Source organism: Desulfovibrionales bacterium, from assembly GCA_028715605.1.
Classification (GTDB): Bacteria; Desulfobacterota; QYQD01; order QYQD01; family QYQD01; genus QYQD01.
The window spans coordinates 267,617-289,780 of sequence record JAQURM010000002.1 but is presented as its reverse complement, the minus strand read 5'-3'; the positions used below and the strand labels follow the sequence as shown (position 1 = coordinate 289,780).

General features: G+C 47.0%; 24 protein-coding genes. 7 read left to right on the top strand and 17 right to left on the bottom strand.

The genetic code is table 11. The features are described 5' to 3' along the window. Window positions 1-15: 15 nt before the first annotated feature. Genes PHT49_04030 through pth form a run of 3 tightly spaced genes read left to right on the top strand, consistent with a single transcriptional unit; the run spans window position 16 to window position 2,210 of the window. Window positions 16-957: a ribose-phosphate pyrophosphokinase gene (locus PHT49_04030; GenBank protein MDD5451043.1), complete on the top strand. Its 942-nt coding sequence runs from the start codon at window positions 16-18 to the stop codon at window positions 955-957. Between the two features lie 9 nt (window positions 958-966). Continuing rightward, window positions 967-1,629, top strand: coding sequence for a 50S ribosomal protein L25/general stress protein Ctc (locus PHT49_04025; GenBank protein ID MDD5451042.1), 663 nt, complete (start codon window positions 967-969; stop codon window positions 1,627-1,629). A gap of 2 nt (window positions 1,630-1,631) precedes the next feature. Then, window positions 1,632-2,210 carry an aminoacyl-tRNA hydrolase gene (gene pth / locus PHT49_04020; protein MDD5451041.1) on the top strand — a complete coding sequence of 193 codons (579 nt, stop codon included), beginning with the start codon at window positions 1,632-1,634 and terminating at the stop codon, window positions 2,208-2,210. A 48-nt stretch (window positions 2,211-2,258) separates the two neighbouring features. On the opposite strand, the gene PHT49_04015 is transcribed toward pth, so the two are convergent. The 3 genes from PHT49_04015 to PHT49_04005 are packed head-to-tail and all read right to left on the bottom strand — an operon-like array spanning window position 2,259 to window position 3,594. Next, complete coding sequence (locus tag PHT49_04015; protein ID MDD5451040.1) at window positions 2,259-3,155, bottom strand: 4Fe-4S binding protein; 897 nt, start codon at window positions 3,153-3,155, stop codon at window positions 2,259-2,261. Beyond that, the gene (locus tag PHT49_04010) at window positions 3,152-3,283 is read right to left on the bottom strand and encodes a CD1871A family CXXC motif-containing protein (protein MDD5451039.1); all 132 of its coding nucleotides are present in this window, start codon (window positions 3,281-3,283) and stop codon (window positions 3,152-3,154) included. Before PHT49_04010 ends, PHT49_04015 begins: the two co-directional genes overlap by 4 nt. An 11-nt stretch (window positions 3,284-3,294) precedes the next feature. Next, window positions 3,295-3,594 carry an MTH1187 family thiamine-binding protein gene (locus PHT49_04005; GenBank protein MDD5451038.1) on the bottom strand — a complete coding sequence of 100 codons (300 nt, stop codon included), beginning with the start codon at window positions 3,592-3,594 and terminating at the stop codon, window positions 3,295-3,297. A gap of 382 nt (window positions 3,595-3,976) precedes the next feature. Between PHT49_04005 and PHT49_04000 the strand changes: the two genes are divergently transcribed. Next, on the top strand, window positions 3,977-4,171 hold the full coding sequence (locus tag PHT49_04000) for a hypothetical protein (GenBank protein MDD5451037.1): 195 nt from the start codon (window positions 3,977-3,979) through the stop codon (window positions 4,169-4,171). A gap of 62 nt (window positions 4,172-4,233) precedes the next feature. Then, window positions 4,234-4,488, top strand: coding sequence for a hypothetical protein (locus PHT49_03995; GenBank protein MDD5451036.1), 255 nt, complete (start codon window positions 4,234-4,236; stop codon window positions 4,486-4,488). Window positions 4,489-4,496: 8 nt separating this feature from the next. Here PHT49_03995 and ptsP read toward each other — a convergent pair whose 3' ends face one another. From ptsP to PHT49_03970, 5 genes are all read right to left on the bottom strand, one after another. Continuing rightward, on the bottom strand, window positions 4,497-6,284 hold the full coding sequence (gene ptsP, locus PHT49_03990) for a phosphoenolpyruvate--protein phosphotransferase (protein ID MDD5451035.1): 1,788 nt from the start codon (window positions 6,282-6,284) through the stop codon (window positions 4,497-4,499). Continuing rightward, window positions 6,281-6,586 carry an HPr family phosphocarrier protein gene (locus PHT49_03985; GenBank protein MDD5451034.1) on the bottom strand — a complete coding sequence of 102 codons (306 nt, stop codon included), beginning with the start codon at window positions 6,584-6,586 and terminating at the stop codon, window positions 6,281-6,283. Before PHT49_03985 ends, ptsP begins: the two co-directional genes overlap by 4 nt. Further along, the gene (gene rsmI, locus PHT49_03980) at window positions 6,586-7,437 is read right to left on the bottom strand and encodes a 16S rRNA (cytidine(1402)-2'-O)-methyltransferase (GenBank protein MDD5451033.1); all 852 of its coding nucleotides are present in this window, start codon (window positions 7,435-7,437) and stop codon (window positions 6,586-6,588) included. The genes PHT49_03985 and rsmI overlap by 1 nt, the downstream gene beginning before the upstream one ends. Window positions 7,438-7,682: 245 nt before the next feature. After that, entirely contained in the window at window positions 7,683-8,678 is a 996-nt protein-coding gene (locus PHT49_03975) for an HDOD domain-containing protein (protein MDD5451032.1), read from the bottom strand. Between the two features lie 12 nt (window positions 8,679-8,690). Continuing rightward, window positions 8,691-9,668 carry an HD domain-containing protein gene (locus tag PHT49_03970; GenBank protein MDD5451031.1) on the bottom strand — a complete coding sequence of 326 codons (978 nt, stop codon included), beginning with the start codon at window positions 9,666-9,668 and terminating at the stop codon, window positions 8,691-8,693. 143 nt (window positions 9,669-9,811) lie between these two features. Here PHT49_03970 and PHT49_03965 point away from each other — a divergent pair, with 143 nt between their 5' ends. Next, window positions 9,812-10,600, top strand: a complete 789-nt coding sequence (locus PHT49_03965; protein MDD5451030.1) for a flagellar motor protein — start codon at window positions 9,812-9,814, stop codon at window positions 10,598-10,600. Window positions 10,601-10,606: 6 nt separating this feature from the next. Then, window positions 10,607-11,368 (top strand): flagellar motor protein MotB, encoded by a 762-nt coding sequence (locus PHT49_03960; GenBank protein ID MDD5451029.1) that lies wholly within the window; start codon window positions 10,607-10,609, stop codon window positions 11,366-11,368. A 129-nt stretch (window positions 11,369-11,497) separates the two neighbouring features. Here the strand turns inward: PHT49_03960 and PHT49_03955 are convergent, their stop codons facing one another. The 9 genes from PHT49_03955 to fliS all read right to left on the bottom strand — a co-directional run bounded on the left by PHT49_03955 (window position 11,498) and on the right by fliS (window position 22,138). After that, window positions 11,498-13,339 carry a response regulator gene (locus tag PHT49_03955; protein MDD5451028.1) on the bottom strand — a complete coding sequence of 614 codons (1,842 nt, stop codon included), beginning with the start codon at window positions 13,337-13,339 and terminating at the stop codon, window positions 11,498-11,500. A gap of 61 nt (window positions 13,340-13,400) precedes the next feature. Next, window positions 13,401-15,974, bottom strand: a complete 2,574-nt coding sequence (locus PHT49_03950; GenBank protein ID MDD5451027.1) for an HDOD domain-containing protein — start codon at window positions 15,972-15,974, stop codon at window positions 13,401-13,403. A gap of 13 nt (window positions 15,975-15,987) precedes the next feature. Continuing rightward, a complete protein-coding gene (locus PHT49_03945) occupies window positions 15,988-16,737 on the bottom strand; it encodes a protein phosphatase CheZ (GenBank protein ID MDD5451026.1) in 750 nt (249 codons plus the stop codon). Beyond that, window positions 16,738-17,538: an ATP-binding protein gene (locus PHT49_03940; protein ID MDD5451025.1), complete on the bottom strand. Its 801-nt coding sequence runs from the start codon at window positions 17,536-17,538 to the stop codon at window positions 16,738-16,740. A gap of 147 nt (window positions 17,539-17,685) precedes the next feature. Continuing rightward, a complete protein-coding gene (locus PHT49_03935) occupies window positions 17,686-18,276 on the bottom strand; it encodes a hypothetical protein (GenBank protein ID MDD5451024.1) in 591 nt (196 codons plus the stop codon). Window positions 18,277-18,565: 289 nt separating this feature from the next. Next, window positions 18,566-20,137, bottom strand: a complete 1,572-nt coding sequence (locus PHT49_03930; GenBank protein ID MDD5451023.1) for a response regulator — start codon at window positions 20,135-20,137, stop codon at window positions 18,566-18,568. A 132-nt stretch (window positions 20,138-20,269) separates the two neighbouring features. Then, window positions 20,270-20,962, bottom strand: a complete 693-nt coding sequence (locus tag PHT49_03925; protein ID MDD5451022.1) for a response regulator — start codon at window positions 20,960-20,962, stop codon at window positions 20,270-20,272. Between the two features lie 179 nt (window positions 20,963-21,141). Further along, complete coding sequence (locus tag PHT49_03920) at window positions 21,142-21,702, bottom strand: hypothetical protein (GenBank protein ID MDD5451021.1); 561 nt, start codon at window positions 21,700-21,702, stop codon at window positions 21,142-21,144. Between the two features lies 1 nt (window position 21,703). After that, the gene (gene fliS, locus PHT49_03915) at window positions 21,704-22,138 is read right to left on the bottom strand and encodes a flagellar export chaperone FliS (GenBank protein ID MDD5451020.1); all 435 of its coding nucleotides are present in this window, start codon (window positions 22,136-22,138) and stop codon (window positions 21,704-21,706) included. Window positions 22,139-22,164 lie beyond the last annotated feature (26 nt).

The following is a 22,164-nucleotide window of genomic DNA, read 5'->3' as shown; positions in this document are numbered from 1 at the left end:
TATTAGGTGCAGAAGATGATCAACAGACTCAAGATATTCTCCGGCAACTCTAATCTACCCCTGGCACATGCTATATGTCGCTATCTGGGTATGGAATTGGGTAAGGCCGTTGTCCGCACTTTCAGTGATGGCGAAACCATGGTCGAAATAGGAGAAAATGTACGCGGCAGCGATGTATTCGTGATTCAACCCACCTGCCCTCCTGTAAACCAAAATCTAATGGAATTGCTTATTATGATCGACGCCCTGCGCCGGGCCTCGGCCAGGCGTATTACTGCCGTCATCCCCTACTATGGCTACGGCCGCCAGGACAGAAAAGTGGCTCCGCGCACGCCGATAACCGCAAAACTGGTGGCAGATCTAATAACTACGCCAGGCGCACGCCGCGTCCTGGCCATGGACCTCCATGCCGGACAAATCCAGGGTTTTTTTAATATACCCGTGGATAATCTTTTCGCTGCCCCCGTGCTCCTGGAATATATACGCGTGCATTTTCTTGAAAATCTGGTCATGGTATCTCCTGATGCCGGGGGCGTAGAGAGAACCAGGGCCTTTGCCAAACGACTGGAGGCACAACTGGCTATTATTGATAAACGCCGGGAACGACCGAATGAATCACAGGTAATGAATATCATCGGCAATGTAAAAGGTAAAAATGTGGTTATACTGGATGACATGGTAGATACGGCCGGGACACTCTGTCAGGCCGCTCAGGCCCTGCAGGAGCACGGGGCGAAGGTGATACACGCCTGTACCACACACCCGGTTTTATCCGGCCCGGCTATCAAACGTATCGAAGCTTCACCTATAAGTAAACTGATAGTCACAGACACTATTCCCCTCGGGACGGAAGCCCAAAAATGCCGGAAAATCGAGGTATTATCTGTAGCAAAACTCCTGGGGGAAGCCATCCAACGTATTCATAATGAAGATTCCGTAAGTTCTTTGTTTGTTTAGGAGGAATAAATGAAACAGATTGAATTAACTGCAGAAAGTAGAGAAAAAATGGGGAAAGGTGCGGCCCGCAGTCTGCGCCGCCAGGGTCTTACCCCGGCCATCTTCTACGGCAAAGGAATTCCACCTCAACCCCTGACTCTGGATAGTCTGGAGCTTAAACGTAAGCTGAATAAGGCTGGAAGCGAAAATGCCATTTTTGCCCTGACCATTAAAGACGATGGCCATACAGTAAATAAAATGGCTATGTTGAAAGAAGTGCAAACGAATCCCCTAAGCCGGGAAATTATCCATACCGATTTATATGAAGTCGCTATGGATAAGAAAATAGTGGTCCGGGTTCCTTTGCACGTCAAGGGGCGGGCCAAGGGAGTGGAGCTAAGTGGTATCCTCCAGACAGTAACCCGTGAAATCGAGCTGGAATGTTTGCCGGCAGACATTCCAGAATTCATCGAGGTTGATGTCACTCCCCTGGATATTGGGGAATCAATCCATATAAAAGACCTGAAGCTGCCGGAAAACCTCCATGTGCTGGACGATGCCGCTGTCACTTTAGTTACCGTGGTTCCGCCGGCAGCTGAAGAAAAAGCGGCTGTCGCCGAGGAAGAGGTCGTTGCCGAACCGGAAGTGGTTTCCACCAAGGGCAAGGAACCCGAGGTAAAAGAGTCGAAATAAAGTTGCGCTGTATTGTTGGCCTTGGCAATCCCGGCATCAAGTATGCAGAAACCAGGCATAATATTGGTGCTATCCTTATTGATCACCTTGCCGGGATATTTCAGATCTCACTCGCCGCAAAAAAGTGGGATAGCCTCATTGGTAAGGGGTATATTGGCGAAAGGCAAGTCCTCCTGGCCAAACCCCTTACCTATATGAACCGGAGCGGTTTAGCAGTAGCACAGATACTTAACTTCCACAAGATACCCCCCCCTGATCTTCTGGTCGTCCATGATGATATGGATATCCCGTTAGGACGCATAAAGATAGTGCGAAGCGGAGGATCAGGCGGACATAATGGCGTGGACTCGATTATTGAGATCCTGGGCACCCGGGAATTCCCACGCCTTAAGATTGGGATCGGCAGGCCATTGCCTCAACAGAAGCCAGAGCACTATGTCCTTGAGCCATTTTCTTTTGAGGAGAGAGCAATCCTAAAAGAGACTTTAAAAAAAGCAGCAAGGGCGTCTGAAGCCATAGTCCGGCAGGGGATTGAGGAAGCCATGAATCTTTTTAACATCAAAGAAGTGAATGTCATTTAGTCATTAGTCATTGGTTAAGTCGGGAGGCTGGATCGTCTTTACCAGTGACTATTGACTATTGACCGGTGACGTTTTGGGCCTTGAACTTTGACCTTCCAGGCCTCCCATCTCCCAGGAAATAGCCCCAAATGCACAGGACTCGCGCAGACATACCAGACAGCGTATGCACCGCCTGTCGTTAGGTGATTCATAAAATTTAATATCTACGGGACAGTCCCGGTAGCATAACTCGCAATGCGTGCATTTCTCCGGATGATACTTGAGCTGGAAGAGGCTCGCCCGATTGAAGAAAGAATAAAATGCCCCGAGGGGACATACGGTGCGACAGAATGGACGGCTGGCCAGGACGCTCCCGGTAATAAGGAAAAACAAGACCGCTACCTTAATGTAAAAAAGATGCCCAACCATCATACGCAGGGTTGGTTGCAGGATTAAAAGCGGCAGTCCGGCCTCCAGGGTCCCGGCCGGGCAGATAAACTTACAGAACCACAGGAAACCATATCCAAAGGCATCAACCACCCAGACGGGTAAGATAAAGATGGTCAGGGCCAGGAAGATATAAGGGCCATAGCTGAAGATATAGGGTATCCTGATCTTGCGCCCGGGAATCTTAAACAAAAGGTCCTGAATAAGACCAAAGGGGCATATCCAGCCGCAGGGCATGCGCCCCACCAGTCCTCCAATAATCCCCAGCCATCCCAGGACATAGAATCCAAAATGGTAGCGCGCCGCTTCTAATGAGGCACGGATACCGGCCATAAAATTCTGGATAGCCCCTAGCGGACATGCGGTTGTAGCTGCCGGGCAGGAATGACAGTTTAATCCCGGAGAGCAGATAGACTTAAGCCGACCCTGATATATAGTCCGGCTTACAGGAAAATACCAGTAACCGTTCAGGAGTAAGGCCGAGAGGGACTGGATAATTCGCCGCAGATGCTGCCTCATCCGATGCCTATGCAATCAAGGCATATACTGACGGCCTTTTGCAGTACATACTTGATCTCGCCGCTAACCGTGCCTATTAAACACAAAAGAAGAAATACACCAATAATGATAAAAGGTCCCTTTCGCATCCGACTAACCCCTACTTCAATCTGGCCTGAACCGACTTCACCTTATCATCTAACAGGACTTTTTTATCTCTCCGGTCATCAATGATAATCACGGTCTGCACACGTTTTACACCCCTGGCAAAAGGAAGCTCATGCAACCTTGCAGCTAAGGATAAGACATCTGATATACTGCCTTCAATAATCGTTCCCATGTCCGTTAGTTTATAAGGTAATTTCCCCTTGGCCAGTTCCTTTTGAATATCTGCGATATGATCCCCGACGCTGGGCGTCCCTAACCCAAGGGGCACCACGCTTAACTCCATAAGCGCCATAATCCATCCCTCCTTAATTGGTTTCCATCCGGAAACTGCCGTTTCCGTCTTCACGCTTTCAGCGATCAGCTTTCAGCTGTCAGTATGATTGTTATCCGTTAACCGTTGTCCGACATCTTCTTTCGGTAAACGGTCAACTGTCAACAGTGAACGGTGAACCGGCTTCATGCTGATAGCTGACTGCTCCATCCGGAAAACCGGGGCTTTCGGATGGGTAACTAATTAACTTATCGTATTCCTATGTTACGATGTAATTTCGGTATTTGTAAACTGGTTTTTTTGTCAAACCCAGGGCGTCCTGTCATACCAATAAACAGCTTAAAAATTTTTAGATTTGTTGTATAGTGTTTATTAAGAAAAGACATCCAAGGAGGAAGCAGAGATGACCACCCCAAAACACTGCCCGGGATTTGAATCTAATAAGAATCTAAACTCATTTATATGTAAGTGCCCGAACTGTGGAGCAGAAAAGGAGATATTCTCGGATGAATTTGATGTTAAGCACATCTGTCCGAAGTGCAAGAAGGAGATAGATTTCACCCGCTGTGAACTCTATGGTTCCGGTAAAGCCGACTGACGGCTAAAGGCCGCTGGTTGAAGGCTCAAAGCTGAAAGCCGGTAGCTGACTTATCCATACTCGTGCCCACAAAAATTATCTCAATAGCGGAAAGGATTATGCAGACAATGGACAAGGCCTTCGTGGAACAGATGAAAAGAAAGGTTGAAAACGAACTCAGGGAACGTGAAATACAGGCTACTGAATATTGGTTAAGTGAACTTATAAAAGTTTACGAGAAAAGACATCAACAAATGGCCGACCTCCAGGTGGACATGCAAACTCTGGTCGCCAAGATGCGCACCCGCCTGAAGACCCTGAAAAAGGGCGCTGACTGATAATACTTCTAAAGTGTAAATTGGGAAGAAGGCCACAAAAATTCTTCCGTGAACCTTTTAGCCCATTTTGTTTTTAAGTAGGCGTGTATTTCATCAGCCGTAGAAAATTGCAATATATCATTTACCACTTCATTAGCCTCTTCCATAGTGGACATGCGAATAATACGTTTAGCCTGAGGAACTGCCAGGGGATTCATACTTAGTTCATCAAGCCCCAGTCCCAGTAAAATAGGCATATAAGACGCCTCACCGGCCATCTCTCCACACATGGCCACCTCAACGCCCCCACGGTGACCGGCTTCCACCACCTGCTTTATCATACGAAGAACGCCGGGATGAAGCGGCTCATAAAGGTGGGCCACGTGTTCATTTATCCGGTCTATAGCCAGGGAATATTGAATGAGGTCGTTCGTCCCGATACTAAAAAAATCCACTTCCTCGGCCAGGATGTCGGCTATGGCTGCCGCCGTCGGCACTTCAATCATGGCGCCAATCTTGACCGATTCCTTATACGGTATTCCCTCCCGGTACAATTCTTCACACGCCGCCTCCAAGATACGCTTGGCTTCCACTATCTCCTGCTTGCCGGAAATCATAGGAAACATGATACGCAGGTCGCCGAAACAACCGGCCCTTAACAAGGCGCGCAATTGAACCTTGAAGATGTCCTTCTCCCTCAGACAAAAACGAATGGCCCGAAGTCCAAGGGCAGGATTTGATTCGCTTACCCACTTTATTGATGAAGCAAATTTATCCCCTCCTATATCCAGTGTACGTATAGTCACCGGGTTAGGGGCAATGCGCTCCACTACCTCGCTATAGGCATTAAAAAGGATTTCTTCGGTGGGCAAGTCATCACGGTTCAGGTATAAAAACTCCGTGCGCAACAGTCCTATGCCTTCCGCGCCATACTCCAGAATAGAAGGCAGTTCGTCTAAAAATTCAACGTTGGCCTTTATCTTGATTTGATAGCCGTCGATTGTTTCTGCCCGGAGATGGCCGTATTTGACCGTTTGTATCCGATAATCTTCGTACCGGCCTTGCCTCTGTCTGTATTCCTGAATAGTCTCTTCCGGGGGATTAACGATGACCGTACCCGTCACACCATCGACGATTATCTGATCCCCACTTGAAACCGCGCCGGTTATCGTCTCCAGACCAACTACGGCCGGTATCCCCAGGGAACGGGCGATTATGGCCGTATGCGAAGTCCGCCCGCCTATATCCGTCAGAAAGGCCATAATCCTGTCCGGTTTCATCTGGGTAGTATCGGCCGGCGAAAGGTCATGCGCTACCACGATTACATTATCTTTAATATCCGCCAGGCTCTCCAGTGAATGGCCGGTCAAGACCCTTAATAACCTCTCTGTAACAAACTCCACATCATGAAAACGGCTGCGGATGTACTCGTCCTGGATACGCTCGAAAATGGCCTGACTTTCTTTCAGCGCCTTCTTAAGCGCCCATTCCGCATTAATTTTCTCTTCAGCAATAATCCGGAGTGCTTGGTCGTAAAGCATCTTATCTTTCAGGATCAGAAGGTGGCTATCTATTATAGAACAGTGCTCTCTTAACTCCTCCGGGATTTCTTCTTTAATGGCCAGGAGGGCCTGTTGTGCCTGTTCTACTGCCTCCTTGAAACGCACGATCTCTGCCGCCACCTGTTCATCGTTCATGAGGTATTCATAAACCACCTTAATCTTGCGGCGATCTATATGCAGGGTCTTACCGATGGCTATGCCCGGAAAGACCGGGACGCCCTTTAATGTCTTGACGTTATCCGCTTCTCGTTTCACTGTTCTTCCCCAAACTTATCATTTATTAGTTTTTCAAGGGCACTGACAGCCTCAGGCGCATCCTCCCCCACAGCACTAATCTCAACTTCCGTACCCCTAAGACAGGCCAGTGTCAATATATCCAGAATACTTTTACCATCTGTCTCTTCACCATTTCTGGCCAGCCGGACATCGCATTTAAAACGGCAGGCCGTCTGTACAAATTTGGCCGCCGCCCGGGCATGGAGCCCAAGTTTATTCTTGATCGTACACACCTTACTGATTTTGGGAGTAGTCATTATTCTTTTATAGCTTTCAGCCATCAGCTATCAGCTTTCCTAAATTTCAGCCCCAAGCGATAAACCTCTGTTTTCGAGACGCCCAACTCTTCAGCCACCTTACGGACAATACCGCTTAGTTTTAAGTCCGTATTCTCTTGATACCATCTGATAGTATTAAGTATTGTATCCTCATCAAACACTTCCTGCTCCCTTGAGCCGTCAAATACCAACGTGATTTCACCCCGAATATCTTTTCCCTCCAGGTCGTCCAGGACCCCGCTCAGCATACCCCATTTCAGTTCTTCGAACTTCTTGGTCAATTCCCTCGCCAGGAGCATTTTACGGTCTCCTGCCTCATCTAAAATATCCCGCAGAGTAGCCATCAGCCGCTTAGGCGCTTCATAAATGACAAAGGGCCTCTTCTCGTAACGAAGTTTCTGTAAGACAGCTTTACGCCTCGACGATTGCCGCGGCAAAAAACCCAGGAAGGAGAAAGAATCTGCAGGCAGCCCCGAAACACTCAATGCGGCGATAACCGCCGAAACCCCGGGAACAGGAATAACCCTGACCCCATTTTCTAAAGCCACACGGATGATATAATAACCTGGATCCGAAATTCCGGGAGTGCCCGCATCCGTAACCAAAGCTGCTTTAATACCCAGACGCAACTTTTCTAACAACTCTCCACTTTTTTCTACCTGATTGTGTTCATGACAGCTTACAAGAGGGACGTGAATCTGGTAGCGGGAAAGAAGCTTGCGCGTCCACCGGGTATCTTCGGCAACGATTATATCCACTTCCTTTAATATCCTGAGGGCCCGTAGAGTAATATCCTCCAGATTACCGATGGGGGTGGAAACTATGTAGAGTACGCCTTTGTTAGCTGGTTCCACTTTCAAAAATCAACCTCTACGGCTTCGTAAAAAGTCAAAATTACCGCAGGGTCGCCGAGATAAGAAATGAAGTTATTCGTTAATTGTTATTCGTTATTCGAGTAACAAATAACTAACAACCAATAACGAAAATGAAGTTCTCTCTGCGGGCTCTGCGTACTCAGCGGTGAAACGGCTTTTTTACGAGTTTATCAAAATTTACTTAGACCTAGGCGAAAAAGCAAGCAAAAAGGATTGAGGGCGGGCTAATCCGGGGTTGTAAAAAAACCAGCCATCTTTGTCTTGTCTTCAGCAGTAATCGATTTCAAATCGATTTCCAGGCCAAACGGCCGTAAGGTGGGTTGGATATCCTTTTGTACAGCCTCGGCGATAGAGACGACATCTTCAGGTTTAATAGCCAGATGTTTAACGATTTCCGGTCCTATTGGAGGGAGGCATCTATCGCCACTAAACCCCAGCGAAAGGAATTTAGCCAAAAAATCAGCCAGGAAAATTATGGCTTCCAGACGTATACCGGCATTTCCATCAGATATGGCAATGAGCGGCTGATGGTGATTCTGAATAGCAGCGGTTAAGGCATCCGGCAGCTTCCAGTGTTGGGCCAGCCAGAAGCCGATTGTAGCATGCGAGATAGTTAATAACTCCTGTTCAATATCCACGAGCGCCCGTTGTTGTTCCTCTGCCCTGTGCAACGCCTGGTCAAACTTATCCGGGAATACATCATTTAACAGGGTTTTTCCAATGTCGTGCAGCAGACCGGCTACAAAAGCCTCTTCGGGGACAGGGTAGCGCACTTTCTCCCCTATCTTACGGCCACAAATACCCACGCCTACGGAGTGTACCCATAAGTCGGCCTGGCTAAGACCAGACGACCTGGTTTTAGCGAAAAGGGTGTCATTGATAGGCAGGCTTAAGGCCATATTTTTTACCTCATTGAACCCCAAAAGACTTACAGCATGTGAAACCGTTGATATTTTACTGTTAAATCCATAATAAGCAGAATTTATAACCTTCAATATCATGCCGGTCAATGACGGGTCATTCAAAATAATCCTGGACAGATCGGCAAGCGTGGCATTCGGGTCTTCGATCATAGACAGGACCTGATTAATCACCATCGGGAATGGAGGCAATTGCTCTATCTGTTCAGAGATAAGCTTAAAGACGGCAGGATCAAGTTCATCACTGTTTCCCGTATCGTCATCCAGGTCTATCTCCCACACATCATCTTTGCCGTCCAAAATCATCACCTCCTAATGCCTGGAAACTTTGCCGATTAGAACGATGAGTTCCTTTAATAAGGCCTGATTCACCTGATCCCTCATCTCATTTTGCATTATCTCCAGGGCTGAAAAACCGGGTAATGCACCCTTATAACATCGATTTGTGGTCAGGGCATCAAAAATATCCACTATGCAAGTTATCTTTGAATACACATCTATCTCGTCGCCTTTCAAGCCACGGGGATAACCTGAACCATCGCATTTCTCATGGTGATTCAGAATAATTTTTGCGCCTGCCGCGGGCAGCGGTGAACTATCCTGTACGATTTCAAACCCCATTTCAGGATGTTTTTTAATCTCCGCGAACTCTTCCGGAGTAAGCCGCCCTCTTTTATTCAGAATGGCCTTATCTATACGGCTCTTGCCTACATCGTGCAGCAAGGCCCCCATTCCCAGTACCTTCATAGTCTGTTCGTCACACAATCTTAGGGCCTTGATTAAGGCCGTTACAAAAATGCAGACATTCACGCTATGAGTGTGCGTATAATAATCGTAAGACATGATTTTAAAAAAGTTCTGGAACGCCATCTCATCGCTTATGATAAGGGCTACATGCTGCGCAGCTACTTCTTTGCATATCTCTACATTCTCTATCCGCGGATCCCCCATGACATTCTCTACTACGCCCTTGCTAAGGCCATAAATTATACCGGCCTTCTTTGATGCCGGTATATTCTGTCTTTCCATCATCTGCCGGAGCTGACCGGCCATATAGCGTAACCGTTTGCCTCTATCCGCACTCCGGATAAAAACCGTACCAATTCCGTTATGTTTCAGGCGTACCAACTGAACATGGGATAAAAAGAGGTTCGCCTCCCGATAAAGCACAAACCCCTCATCCTCACTACCTTGTCGCAGATAAATATCAAAATCGGGAGAACTTTCCTCAATAAGGGTTTCGAGGGGGATAGGGATAAAAGATAAAGATTCCGGCATTTCCTTAACCATCTCCCTTTAACCCCTCTGTAAAACCTTTCGGCAACTTTCAACCAAATCTTCAAACTTAATGGCTAAAGTTTCAGACTAATACTGCCGATAACAAGATGTAAAACCCCGGAAGATAAATACCACTAACAGCCAGATAAGACATTATGGATATAGCAACCATCGTCGGTTTAATCTTAGGCATAGGCGCCATAGTCGGCGGCCAGATACTGGAAGGCGGCCACCTGGGCAGCATCACACAGGGAACCGCGGCCGTCATTGTCTTCGGGGGGACATTTGGGGCTGTATTTGTCAGTTTCCCTCTTAAGGATATTATCGGCGCTATAAAAAGCATCGGCACCGTACTGAGCGAACCGAAAGAAGAACCTTATCAAATTATCGCCCAGATAACCAGCTTTGCCAATAAGGCCCGCAAAGAAGGTATCCTATCCCTGGAAAAAGACGCCCAGGATATACAGCACCCCTTCCTGAAAAAGGCCCTCATGCTGGCCATTGACGGTATCGAGCCAAAGTCTATTCGCGAGACCATGGAAACGGAATTAGAATATACGGAAGAATACGGTGCGGTAGCCGGCAAGATATTTGAGTCAGCCGGCGGGTATGCGCCAACCATTGGCATCATAGGGGCAGTCTTGGGGCTGATTCATGTTATGGAAAACCTTTCCGACCCGAGCAAGCTGGGGCCTGGTATTGCCTGTGCCTTCGTGGCTACTGTCTATGGGGTGGGTTCGGCCAATCTGATCTTCCTGCCCGTCGGCAATAAATTAAAACTAAGGAACCGCGACGGTATAATTACCAAGGAAATGATGCTGGAAGGGGTGGTGGCCGTCTCCATCGGTGAAAATCCACGGATTATCGAAGAAAAGCTTAAATCCTTCCTGTCTGAGGCCGCCAAAGAAAAACCGCTGCCTCAGACCGTACGCGAGAAAGGATAGATAACTATGGGCAAAAAGAAAAAACACGAAGAACACGTCAATCATGAACGATGGCTGGTCTCGTATGCGGACTTTATCACCCTGCTGTTCGCCTTTTTTGTCACCATGTATGCCTCGTCCCGCGTGGATGGCCAAAAGATGGGCTATGTTATGGACTCCATCCAGCGGGCCTTTGGCGCTATCCCCCTGTCAGAGATAAGCGGAGGGGGCAGAAGCGTACTGCCCGGGGCAAACGTCCCCGCCCAACCCAGTTTCGTGAGCGATAAGGGCGCCGGGTATAAAGAGGCGGAAATGAAGAAGGCCGCCGAAGAAATCAAAAAATCCCTGGAGACCAAGGAGAAGGGATTAAATCAGGCCGTCAGCATCTCTATCGATGAACGTGGTATGGTTATCAGTATCGCGGACAAGGTATTTTTTGATATCGGCCGGGCCACCATCCGCGAAGATATAAAACCCGTTCTGGACGATATAGCCCAGACCCTCTTAAGAGTGCCTAATCACATCCGTATTGAAGGGCACACGGACAATGTACCCATCAATACACCCCAATTCCCGTCCAACTGGGAATTATCAACTGCCCGGGCCTCAGCGATCATCCGGCATCTCTTAACATATCATCCGTTTGACCCCAGGAAACTGTCAGCGGCCGGCTACGGCGAATATCGCCCGGTAGTCCCGAATGATAACGAGGACGGACGTTCTAAAAACAGACGGGTGGATATAGTTATACTGCGCTCAGGGGCGGAGAAAGAAGCCACTGGTCATTAGTCACTAGTCATTGGTCAAGTTGGGAAGGTTAATCGTTTTTACCAATGACAAATGACCATTGACTAATGACACTCACGATGAATTTCATTTGAACTTTGGGCCTTGACATTTTTGGGACAGGCTGTCGCTCTATCCTTCACCTCTGGCCAATGTCGTCTCTACGGCCTCCATAAGCTGGGCGATCTTGAAGGGTTTAGTAAGATAAGGGTTTTTTGTGCCCTCCAGAAAGGCGTGGACTTCAGCGTCAAATGTAACTCCTGTGGTAAAAACTATTTTCCTTTTATACAACGGCTTGTTCGTCTCAATCCATTTAAAAAATTCCATACCATCCATACCAGGCATTTTAATATCCGATATAATTAAATCGAATTCCCTGTCCGCCATCACCTTTAATGCCTCATGCCCGTTCGACACCCTTGCGACTTCATATTTACCTTCCAGCAGTTCACTTAAAAGAAGGGAGATGCTTTCCTCATCATCAATAACCAGGATGGTCTTACGGGCCTCTCTTTCCGTATTATCGCCGGATGAATATCTATCTTGTCCGCGGTCGGCTTCAGGCCTGTTTAAGGGTAATTTGACCTGAAAGGTCGTCCGGCCCGGCTCGCTGGTCACTGATATTTCGCCTCCATGCTCCTGCACGATGCCGTGACAAAGACTTAATCCTAACCCTGTGCCCTTGCCTTCGGCCTTAGTGGTAAAAAACGGATCAAAGATAATCGGCAGGATTTCCGGGGGAATGCCGATACCTGTGTCTGAAATTTCTACTATAATATCTTTCTCATCACTCAGCGAACAAATGGTTAATTGTCCGCCTGTCCCATCCATGGACTGGAAGGCATTTTTGATTATATTCAGGAAAACCTGTTCCATTTGATGAAAATCGGCAAAGATATCCGGCAGATCAGGTTTAAGATCCAGTCTCAGGGCGATTTTTTCATTCTTAAACTGATATTGTAACAAGTTTAGGGCGTTATGGATGACTTCATTGATGTCAATACGCTTTCTCTGCGGTTTTTCCTGACGGGCGAAGAGGAGAAGCGATTCCACGACCTTTTTAGCTCCCATAGCCGAATTAGCGACAATCTCAATTCGCCGCCGGTTCTGAGGATCCAGCGTAGAATCCCCCATCAGCTCGGCATAGGCCAGAACCGGAGTAAGTTTGTTGTTTAATTCATGGGCGATCCCGGCAATAAGTCCCCCTAGTGAGGCCAGTTTCTCCGAACGTATTATCTTATCCCATAATGCCTTTCTTTCTCTTATGTCCCGGCATATCCCTACCAGAGAAGGCTGATCATCCGTATAAGTCCGCGTCACCCGAATCTCTACAGGGACATCTGCCCCTTCTTTACTTTTAAAATGAAACTCCTCCTGGACAGAATCTCCATTTTTAGTCAATAGTAACTGCTCAAATTTAGGATAAGTCCCAAGGCCGATAAAATATGTAAAATCCCGGCCCGTTATATCTTCCGGTTTATAACCCAACATACCGGCAAAGGTCTTGTTCGCATATACCAATTTCTTATCCTGTAAGACAAAGTAACCATCGTTTATTTCTTCTACGAGCAATTTATATTTTTCTTCAGTTTTCCTGACCCGCCGGGAAAGGTTGACCCGATCTATAGCCCTCTCCACCGTCAATTTCATGACGTCAAAATTGAAGGGCTTAACTATATAGTCATAAGCGCCTCTGCGCATAGCCTCTACGGCCGAGTCCAGAGAGGCATAACCGGTCATAGCAATAACTAAGGTTTCAGGACAATGTTTGGCCACATGATCCATCACCTCAAAGCCGGTCAATCGGGGAGTAACCAAGTCCGTAACCACCAAGGCATAAGGGCCTTTTTTCAGACACTCTATGCCGCTCTGACAACTATCGGCGGTTTCAATCTCGTAACCCTCACCCGAAAGAAGCACCTTGAGGCTGTCACGCATCCGTTTTTCATCATCAATAATCAAAATATTATACATTTTGGGGCCTGTCTACTCCTCCATGAGTAATAATCCCGTATGTGCGATCAAAATCCATATATCAACCCGCCGGCAGAAAAATGGTAAGGGTCGTGCCCTTCCCTACGGCGCTCTCCACCGCAATGTCGCCGCCCAAGGCCTTGATGATACCATAAGAAACTGAAAGCCCGAGTCCGGAGTTAGATAATCCCTTACTGCTGTAGAAGGGTTCAAACATATGTTTTTTGACGTCGTCAGGGATACCGGCTCCTGTATCAGCCACCTCAATGGCCACCAGATTCCTTCCGTCTTTATCCCTCAGGCGCGTAGCTAACCGGATCTCTCCGCCGTCCGGCATGGCCTCCGCCGCATTCTTGATCAGGTTAATAAAGACCTGTTTGATTTTATCAATATCCACATTAGCATAAGCCGGACTCTCTGACAAATCTAAAATCATGGTAATACCCTGCTCTTGATAAGAATCCCGCATAATTTTGACCAGGTCCTGAAGAAGATTATTAATATCCAGGCGTTGGAGGTTAATCATCTCCGCCCGGGAAAAATCTACTAACTGTTGAATTATGGAAGCGATACGACTTATTTCTTCATCTATAATACGCATTGATTCCTTCTTCGGATCGTCTTCCGGCATCTTGAGGCTCATAATTTGTAAATAGTTGCGTATTATACCCAGCGGATTATTCACTTCATGGGCCACCCTACGGGCAAGACGTCCGGTAGCGGCAAGACGCGCGGCACGCAAGAGCTGGGCCTGACTTTCTTCCAGGGCCCGGGTCTTTGTTTTTACCCGCTCCTCTAAGGAAGCGGCATACTTCTGCATGGTCTCTTCAGCCTGGATGCGTTCGGTCACATCTTCCATCAGGATCAAAAAACCTTTAAGGGAGTTCCGGTCTTCCAAGGGCACCCCTTTGCCGCATAACCAATAGGTTTTGCCGGATGGAGCACGATATTCAAAAGGAGATATCTCCTGATAACGCCCGGAAAGGAGCGGCGCGAACCTCTCCTTAAGCATATCTGACTGCACATCGAAAACATCACAGATATTAAGGCCGGTCATGCTCCTGGCGGCCGGTATCTCAAAGACTTTTTTAGCCATCGGGTTAAAACGCATAATCCTCCCGTCCTTATCCAGGGAGATAAGGCCGATCGGGGCGTGATAAACTATAGTTTTATTAAGGCGGTCGGCTTCAAATAACCGCTCCCTAAGATTATGCGTTTTTAAGGCGCTGGCCGCGTGAACGGCCAGCACCTGCAGTAAGCTCTCTTGTGATTCATCCCATGATTTTTCCGCACACAGAGCCAGCGCGCCAAAGATTTCTCCCGCGTGTATCAGCGGAACAACGATAAAATCTTTGGCCTTGAGGAGATTCCCGATCTGTTCGTCTATTATCGCGTATGAATGGTTGCGAAAAAATTCCCTGGAGCGGGCTATGCACTTTGAGGTCAAAGCCTCCTGCCAGATACTGCCGTCTTTATCCAGTTGAATGATTATCTTTTCAGCCAGGTCGTCCTGTTTCGTGCCGAAGGCCCTTTTGCCGACCAGCTTGTGCCCATTATTATCCACCAGCATGAGAAGGGCCGATTCAAAGGAAAAGAGTATAGAAAGGGCCTCAAAGATTATATCAATAGCCTCTTCACGATCCCTGGCCTCTAGGAGCGCTCTTAACATCCCTAATAAAAGTGAAACATCCTTAATAGCAGCGCATATCTCTTTCTGTTTCTTCTCTGAAAGATCATCCAACTGTCCGTAACTAATAGACGGAGAGCGCGAAAGACCGGGGGTCTCAACCGCGATACCCATACACTCCGCAAGTTCTTCAATATCCTTGGACAGTTTTTCGCTTAATTTATCTATATAATCTAAGGGAACCCCCAGTGATTTACTCACCAGTTCCGCTTCTTCCCCAAGCCCGGCCTCAACGCCGGTTTCAAATAGGGCATGCGATAGCACATTGGCCAGATAAGTTGTCTTGACTAAGGACAGGGCGGTTACTATTCTCTTAAGAGGCCGGTGATGATAACGAACCGCATCCACCATGAATGGCTGGAGGTTCCACGAATCCAGAAGCCATCCGCCAATATCCGCGTGATTGGTCCCGAAGAAGCTCTCTTCCGTTACAATCAGGTTCTCTCCCTCCCGATGTTTCCTGACTACTATTTCATAATCACTGCTAAAGTTTGTATAGAGAACCAGTTTGCCGATATCGTGCAACAGTCCGGCCACAAAGGCCTCTTCGCTGTTGTCATAACCGACCTCTTCGGACAGATGCTTGTTGGTCAGGGCACAGGCCAGGGAATGCCACCAGAATCGCTCGACACTAAAGGCGCTTTTTGTTTTCACCCCACGAAAGGTCTGGAAGACAGAAGCGGTCAGGCTGATATTCTGAACGGCCCTGAGACCCAGGATCACGATGGCCTGAGAAGGCGTGGTAATCTTCCGGCTTAGACCATAAAAGGGAGAATTTACGACCTTTAGCACATAACCGGTAAGGGAAGGATCTCGCTGGATTATTTTGGCTATATCGCTTATAGAAGTTTTATCACTCAGGGTGGCCCGCATGAGTTCGGCCACAACCTGAGGAAGTGGAGGCAAGTATCCTGAGGATTTGATCTGGCTGTAAATATCTCCGGTCAAGATTAAAATTCACCTAAAGACCCAGGTCAGCCAATAACTTATCTATGTCCGCCTGGCTTGTCCCGTCTTGCGGTCCTTTTAAAGTGATATCTGCCCTGGCTTCGGCCTCAGAGATGATCTGCTCTGCGTCTTTATCCGGATAGGCCGCTTTCTCCTTTATCTTCATCCCGGTTGAGATTAACAGGCGCAGTACTTCATTTTCAATAAATGATAAGAATCCTACAACCTTTTTGATGCGTTGCCCGGTAAGATCCTGGAAGCTTAAGGTAGTCATAATCTCTACATAATCATTCTGTATCTCTGTGTTTATAGCCTTAAGCTCCCCAACAAAACCATTGCTGGAAACCTTTGCCCCTTCTTTTTCCAGAAGAGTCGATATCCTTTCCTGGACCCCCATGTTCTTCTCTATGATGTCCAATATCTTGGTGGCCGCTTCCTCTGTAGATTTAAAGACATAATCCAATTGGGTGGATGCCTCTGACAGCATCTTCTCGGCATTCTCCTGGGCATCCGGAAGGCAGGAGGATTCGGTTTGAACGGTTGTCTTTTTGAAGTCAGATATTTCTTTGAACAGTCCGGTTATCCCTTTTTGAAATTCCCCGCTCATGTATTTATAGAATCGGCCTTCATTTATAGCCCGGTCCAGCGCCTTGCCTATCTCTGTCTCCAGTGTAACGCGAAAGGTAGGTTCCAGGGTCTCGGCAACGTATTGACCAATCTGCCGCACCAACTCATCCATGGTTTTTTCATCTGCAAACTTCATTCACATTTTCTCCTTCTTTTTATAGGGGAAAAACACCGCCACCCGGGTCATTCCCGGTTCGCTTTCGACCTTAAACTTTGCTCTTAACGGTTCCAATATCTTCCTGGCCAAAAATAAACCAAGTCCGGGATGGGGGTGAGGTTTAGTAGTATAAAACGGGGTAAAGAGCTTCTCTTTGGCTGAAGGAGGTATCCCGCAACCTGTATCCTGTACAGAAACAAAGACATTACCACCATTCAGACCGGTTTCAACGATGATTTCCCGTTCCTCTGCGTCAATAATCGCTTCTATTGCGTTTTGGAGAATGTGATTCAGGGCCTGACTCAAGTCCGGATACCGGGCAAAGATCAACGGTAAAGATTCCTTTAACTTTAGTGTCTTCTTGACCTTATGCTTAAAAAACAGGTCTGCGTGCAGGAGGACGACCTCATCTTTTATTACCTCATTGAGGTCCACCATACTGGTATTGTTCTCTTCGCTTGCGCTGCACCGGTTAACAATAAAATCCGTCATGCTATGCAGCCGCTCCAACTCCTCTTCCAGTTGTCCGATCTTCTTAACGCATATCTCTTGTTTACTCTCGAGATCCTTCAGAAGTTTTCCACCCTCGCCGGAGAAAGATAATGCGCCCAGGTCAGCTAAAATCCCCCCCCCTTCGGCCATTATTTTTTTCAAAAGTTCAACCTGAATAGATAGAACCTGTAAGGGCCCATTCATATTATGGGCCACGCCCTTCATTAACCGCCCGATACCGGACATATAATGCTGGTGGATTACTTCCTGTATTAATTTATCTTCCAAGGCCTTGCACCTGCTTTGTTCTTTTGTATCAGTTTACCGTTGTCAGTAGGAACCCGAAAAGCTTTTTTCGGTGAACGGTGAACGAACAACGGGGAACGTTTACGTTCCTTTCCTCTATCTTATCAGCTTGAGGGGTCAAAAACAAACTCATTTTCCCTCCCTCCTGCTCCGCAAAAGCTCCCTTTGTTTTTCAAACGTTAATTGAATCAATTTCTCTCTGACGCCATCTTCTATCTCTATAAATTCTACGGCCACCTCACAGGCTTCTTCAGGGGAATTTTCCTCCTGTACGGAGATTACCCGTTTGACCTGTCCATAAATCTCATCGATAAAATAGGGAAAAAATGGCACTATAAGACAGAGTTCCAGATACATCGCCGGGGGAATCGGCCGGCAGGTCATAATTCTCAATCCTGCGCCGCTTAACTCCACTACCGCATCCCTATATTTATATTCCTTCTTTGGCACACCACCTATAATAAGACCTATTAAGTAATCCAATTTATTATTAATGATTTCCAGGCGTTCCCTTATATCATAATCGGTCTCTTCGCGGCGGGAAATTGGCGTAGGAGGAAATGTAATAGCCAAAAGATTGTGCCGGCAGACCCGGGTCTCAGCCTTTCTCTTTTTCCGTAGCTTATTATATCCCTCTAAGTCAAAGATATTGTATTGAACAGGCAGGCTGACCCTGGCGCGGGCAAATTCTCGCTTTTCTATATTCTCTTTTTCGTCCATCAGAGATTCATTCTCCCCCATACGAGGCATTTGCACTTATCATGCCAAATAAATAGTTTCCATCCGGAAATCCGAGAGTTCCGGATGAAGCAGTCAGCACTCAGCTATCAGTCGTAGGGTGGGCTTTGCCCACATTAATACGTAACCACCGCTGGAGTTAACCCTTCAGGATTTTATAAAAGGCTAAAGCCTTAAGTCCAGAAATAATTTGGCATTTCCTTTGGTGGGCAAAGCCCACCCTACGTGCTCTTCACCTATATTCAATGTTGTAGTAAAAATCGACATACCGTCAAGCTATTGACATGTGCCGGCGCTTAAATCCCTTTTTAATTTCTTTGGTATTGCCCTCCTCATCCAAAATGCCGACCAACATATCTACACACTGACCATCAAACTGGATAAACCTGTTCTCTTGCAGTATTCGGATAGCCTCGCTCCGGCTTTTGGCCTTACGATAAGGGCGGTTGGAAGTCAAGGCATCATAAGCATCCGCCACCGCCAGTATCCGGGAAAGCAACGGTATATCTTCTCCATTAAGCCCGTCCGGATATCCTTTGCCATCCCATCTCTCATGGTGGTGCCGGATAATGGCCTTTTCCTTAGGCAATAGCCCAAGGTGTTTAACTATATTTTCACCGATAACCGGATGTTTTTTTATAATATCATATTCCTGCGCTAAAAGCTTACCCGGCTTTAAGAGAATATCATCCCGGATGCCTATTTTCCCTATATCATGCAGATAGCCGGCAAAGGCTATGGAATCGATCTCTTCCTGCTTAAGTCCCAAGGCCCTGGCTATCTTTATGGCATAAGCGGTTACCCGTCCCGAGTGACTTCTGGTATAAGGATCTTTCGCCTCCAGCGTACTGACCAGCGCCCTTAATGTGGCGTGGAGGTTCAACATCACGCTTTCATATAAGATCAAATTTTCTACGGTCAGGGAAGACTTCTCTGCCAGTAAAAAGAGGATAAAAAGGTCTTCTTCAGAAAAAACATCCCCCGTCTTCTTCCCGGTCACAGTTAAAGCACCAAAGGTCTCATTGCGGATTTTAAACGGGATAGTAATAAGCGTCCCCTTGATGCCTTGGGGCAAAAAATCCAGTTTGGGACCGCCATGTTTCTGAATGTCCTTTAAAATCAAGGGCACGCCCTCTAAGATAACCTGCCCGATCATATTGCCTTTTAATGGGGCCGCCCATCTACCGATATATTCCTCTTTATCAATACCCTTGGCAGCAATGAGCACCATCTCTCCCTTCTCCATATCGGCCAGCATAAAAAATGATTTTTCGGCGTCCACCAATTGGCAGGCCATCTCAACTATTTTTTGATAAAGTTCCTCGGTGCGATGAACCTTGCTCAGGGTATCACCGATCATAAAGAGTATAGACTGCTCTCTGATCTTTTTCTCTAATCGTTTATTAAGGTCCTCCAGGGCCTTCTTCTCTTTGAGTTCCTCGCTTAAAAATATATTTTCTTTTAAGATGGAACGCTCCCGGGCCAGCCTTTCCAAGGCTATTCTTATCTCATCTAATTTAAACGGCTTGGTTAAAAAATCTGAGGCGCCCTTACGCATAGCCTCAATAATGGCGTCATGAGAAGGATATCCGGTCATAACTACGACCAGAATAGACTTGTCATGGGTCTTCACCTTCTCCAGGAACTGCAAACCGCTCATGCCCGGCATCATGAAATCAACAAAAATACAATCCATCTCTACTTTATTCAGCAGATCAAAGGCCTCGTAACCATCATGGGCCGTAAATACCTCGTAATCGCCCAGGGCAAGAAAAAATTCCCGCAGCGTCTCGCAGATGACCGCATCGTCGTCAACCACCATCACATTTAAAGGCTTGTCCATAGTGTACCTTTCTAATCGGAGCTATTTATTGGTCACTGGTCAATAGTCATTGGTCATTGGTCAGAATTCAGAATGTCTTCTGTCTCCTGTATCCTGTCTCCTGAATTCTTTTTTAGTCATCACTCATCACTTTTATTTTGCCATCTCAAGCAGCAGTTTCTTGCAAAGGCTAAACTCGTCTTCATCCAATAAGCCGGCATTCTTCAGGCGAACAATCCGCTCCAGATCGGTTAGAATCTTCTTGATCCCCTCCTCCCCCTCGAAATACGAAGGCGGAATAACATGCCGGGGGAATATGTCCAAAGAATTTGATCTTAACTCAGTTCTTCCGATATTCGCCCCATCAGCTTTTGCCTGTCTCTTCTCGGCCTCATCAAATCTCTTTAACTCGGCATACGCCTCTTTCAGGTCATGCATTAAAAGACTATTTTCCCTTATAAGTCTTATCTTTTCGCAGGCGTTGTTAACAGCTATCTTTATTTCGTCCAGTCGAAATGGTTTGCGCAGGTAGTCATAGGCCCCTTCCCTGACTGCTTCTATGGCCGTCTCCAGGGAGGCGTAGCCGGTAATAATGATAACCATACTGTGCGGATAAAGGGTTTTGGCCTCGCGAAGAACATCTATCCCGCTTGCGCCGGGCAGCATAATATCCGTTATTACCAGGTCATACTTCTTCCGTTTAAGCTCGCGGATAGCCTCCGCCCCATCGTATGAGACCTTTATGCTGCGATCGTCAGACGCAAGGCTCTCCCTTAGAAGATCACCAATGTTCTTTTCGTCCTCAACAATGAGGATATGGATGTTTCTATCAGTATTTCCATTCATGTCCAGATTCTTCCAAAATTCACAAACTGAAGTATTTGTAGCTCTTGTAACTTCTGCAACTTTCTAAAGTAACTCTCTAAAATAAGAACATAGATTTTTCTGGCTTATCGTCAAAAAAGACAGGAAACTTAAATATGCCGGGGATATTTAGGTAGAGGGGATAAGACAATAAAAAAACATTACTTCGCCGTATCTATAAAGCGGGGAGAAAAAAATTTTTGAGGAGCATAACCCTTAACCGCCCGTGTATCACGTTGCAGGCATAAAATCTGCTGCCGAAGCTCACGGGAACGCGTCTCAGCATAGGCCAGGCATTCCTCATGGATGACGAATATCTCTTTCAATATAAGTTTCAATTTATCGATCCACCCTTGGACAGAGTTGTCCCCCTTTTCATCTGATAATCCCCCCATCCCCTCTTTACTAAAGGGGGGTAAGGGGGGATTATTTTCTTTGTCGTTTGGGCCTCTTTGAGACATGGGTGTCTCACTCTGACCGGATGCCGGGCGAAATCCGGCTAAGGAAAGCCGGCGGTCAATGGCATCTATGGCCTTCATAACCCTATCTCTCTGTCCGGTGACAGTTGCCAACAGTCCCGCGTCTCCAGACTGAAGGGCCCCTTTAAAGGCCTGCATATTCTCCTTTAACTTCAGGCAAAGGCCCTCTTTCTCTTTTAATAGTTCTTCTACGCTCTCCTTTGTCTCCTGTCTTCTGTCTTCTGTCTTCTGTATTCTGCCCATATCAGGCCCCCACACTGAATTCCCTGGCCTCACCGGTTACTTCCTCAGGCCGGGACTCAACCTGGGTCCTCATATCAAGCTGCGCCCAGGCTGATCTTAGTTCTGAAAGCATCTTAATAATATCATCAATAGCCCTCATATTTCCACTTACGTCACCTTGCACAATATGTTGCAAGCAGAACTTGTAAATAGCGCTTAAGTTCCGGGCAATCTCGCCGCCGGCTTGCATATTCAGCGAACACAACAGCTCTGATATAAAACCCTGCGCCCGAATAAATTGCCTCGCTTTTTCCTCAAATTCCTTCTTGAAATAACACTCCTTTCCGAATTGGAGAGACCTTAGGGCCTCATCGTAGCAAATAAGGATCAGGTCCTTCTGGTCAGCCGTCCCTACTGCTGTATTTTTATAAGCTCTAGCGCCTTTGGGGTACTTCATCCGTGTTACTCCTTATCCTTCAAATT

Coding starts and splice junctions, on each gene's coding strand:
- PHT49_04030 (MDD5451043.1), top strand. CDS start 16: ATGATCAACAGACTCAAGATATTCTCCGGCAACTCTAATCTACCCCTG.
- PHT49_04025 (MDD5451042.1), top strand. CDS start 967: ATGAAACAGATTGAATTAACTGCAGAAAGTAGAGAAAAAATGGGGAAA.
- PHT49_04015 (MDD5451040.1), bottom strand. CDS start 3,155: ATGAGGCAGCATCTGCGGCGAATTATCCAGTCCCTCTCGGCCTTACTC.
- PHT49_04010 (MDD5451039.1), bottom strand. CDS start 3,283: ATGCGAAAGGGACCTTTTATCATTATTGGTGTATTTCTTCTTTTGTGT.
- PHT49_04005 (MDD5451038.1), bottom strand. CDS start 3,594: ATGGCGCTTATGGAGTTAAGCGTGGTGCCCCTTGGGTTAGGGACGCCC.
- PHT49_04000 (MDD5451037.1), top strand. CDS start 3,977: ATGACCACCCCAAAACACTGCCCGGGATTTGAATCTAATAAGAATCTA.
- PHT49_03985 (MDD5451034.1), bottom strand. CDS start 6,586: ATGGCTGAAAGCTATAAAAGAATAATGACTACTCCCAAAATCAGTAAG.
- PHT49_03970 (MDD5451031.1), bottom strand. CDS start 9,668: ATGGTTAAGGAAATGCCGGAATCTTTATCTTTTATCCCTATCCCCCTC.
- PHT49_03965 (MDD5451030.1), top strand. CDS start 9,812: ATGGATATAGCAACCATCGTCGGTTTAATCTTAGGCATAGGCGCCATA.
- PHT49_03960 (MDD5451029.1), top strand. CDS start 10,607: ATGGGCAAAAAGAAAAAACACGAAGAACACGTCAATCATGAACGATGG.
- PHT49_03955 (MDD5451028.1), bottom strand. CDS start 13,339: ATGTATAATATTTTGATTATTGATGATGAAAAACGGATGCGTGACAGC.
- PHT49_03945 (MDD5451026.1), bottom strand. CDS start 16,737: ATGAAGTTTGCAGATGAAAAAACCATGGATGAGTTGGTGCGGCAGATT.
- PHT49_03935 (MDD5451024.1), bottom strand. CDS start 18,276: ATGGACGAAAAAGAGAATATAGAAAAGCGAGAATTTGCCCGCGCCAGG.
- PHT49_03930 (MDD5451023.1), bottom strand. CDS start 20,137: ATGGACAAGCCTTTAAATGTGATGGTGGTTGACGACGATGCGGTCATC.
- PHT49_03925 (MDD5451022.1), bottom strand. CDS start 20,962: ATGAATGGAAATACTGATAGAAACATCCATATCCTCATTGTTGAGGAC.
- PHT49_03920 (MDD5451021.1), bottom strand. CDS start 21,702: ATGGGCAGAATACAGAAGACAGAAGACAGAAGACAGGAGACAAAGGAG.
- fliS (MDD5451020.1), bottom strand. CDS start 22,138: ATGAAGTACCCCAAAGGCGCTAGAGCTTATAAAAATACAGCAGTAGGG.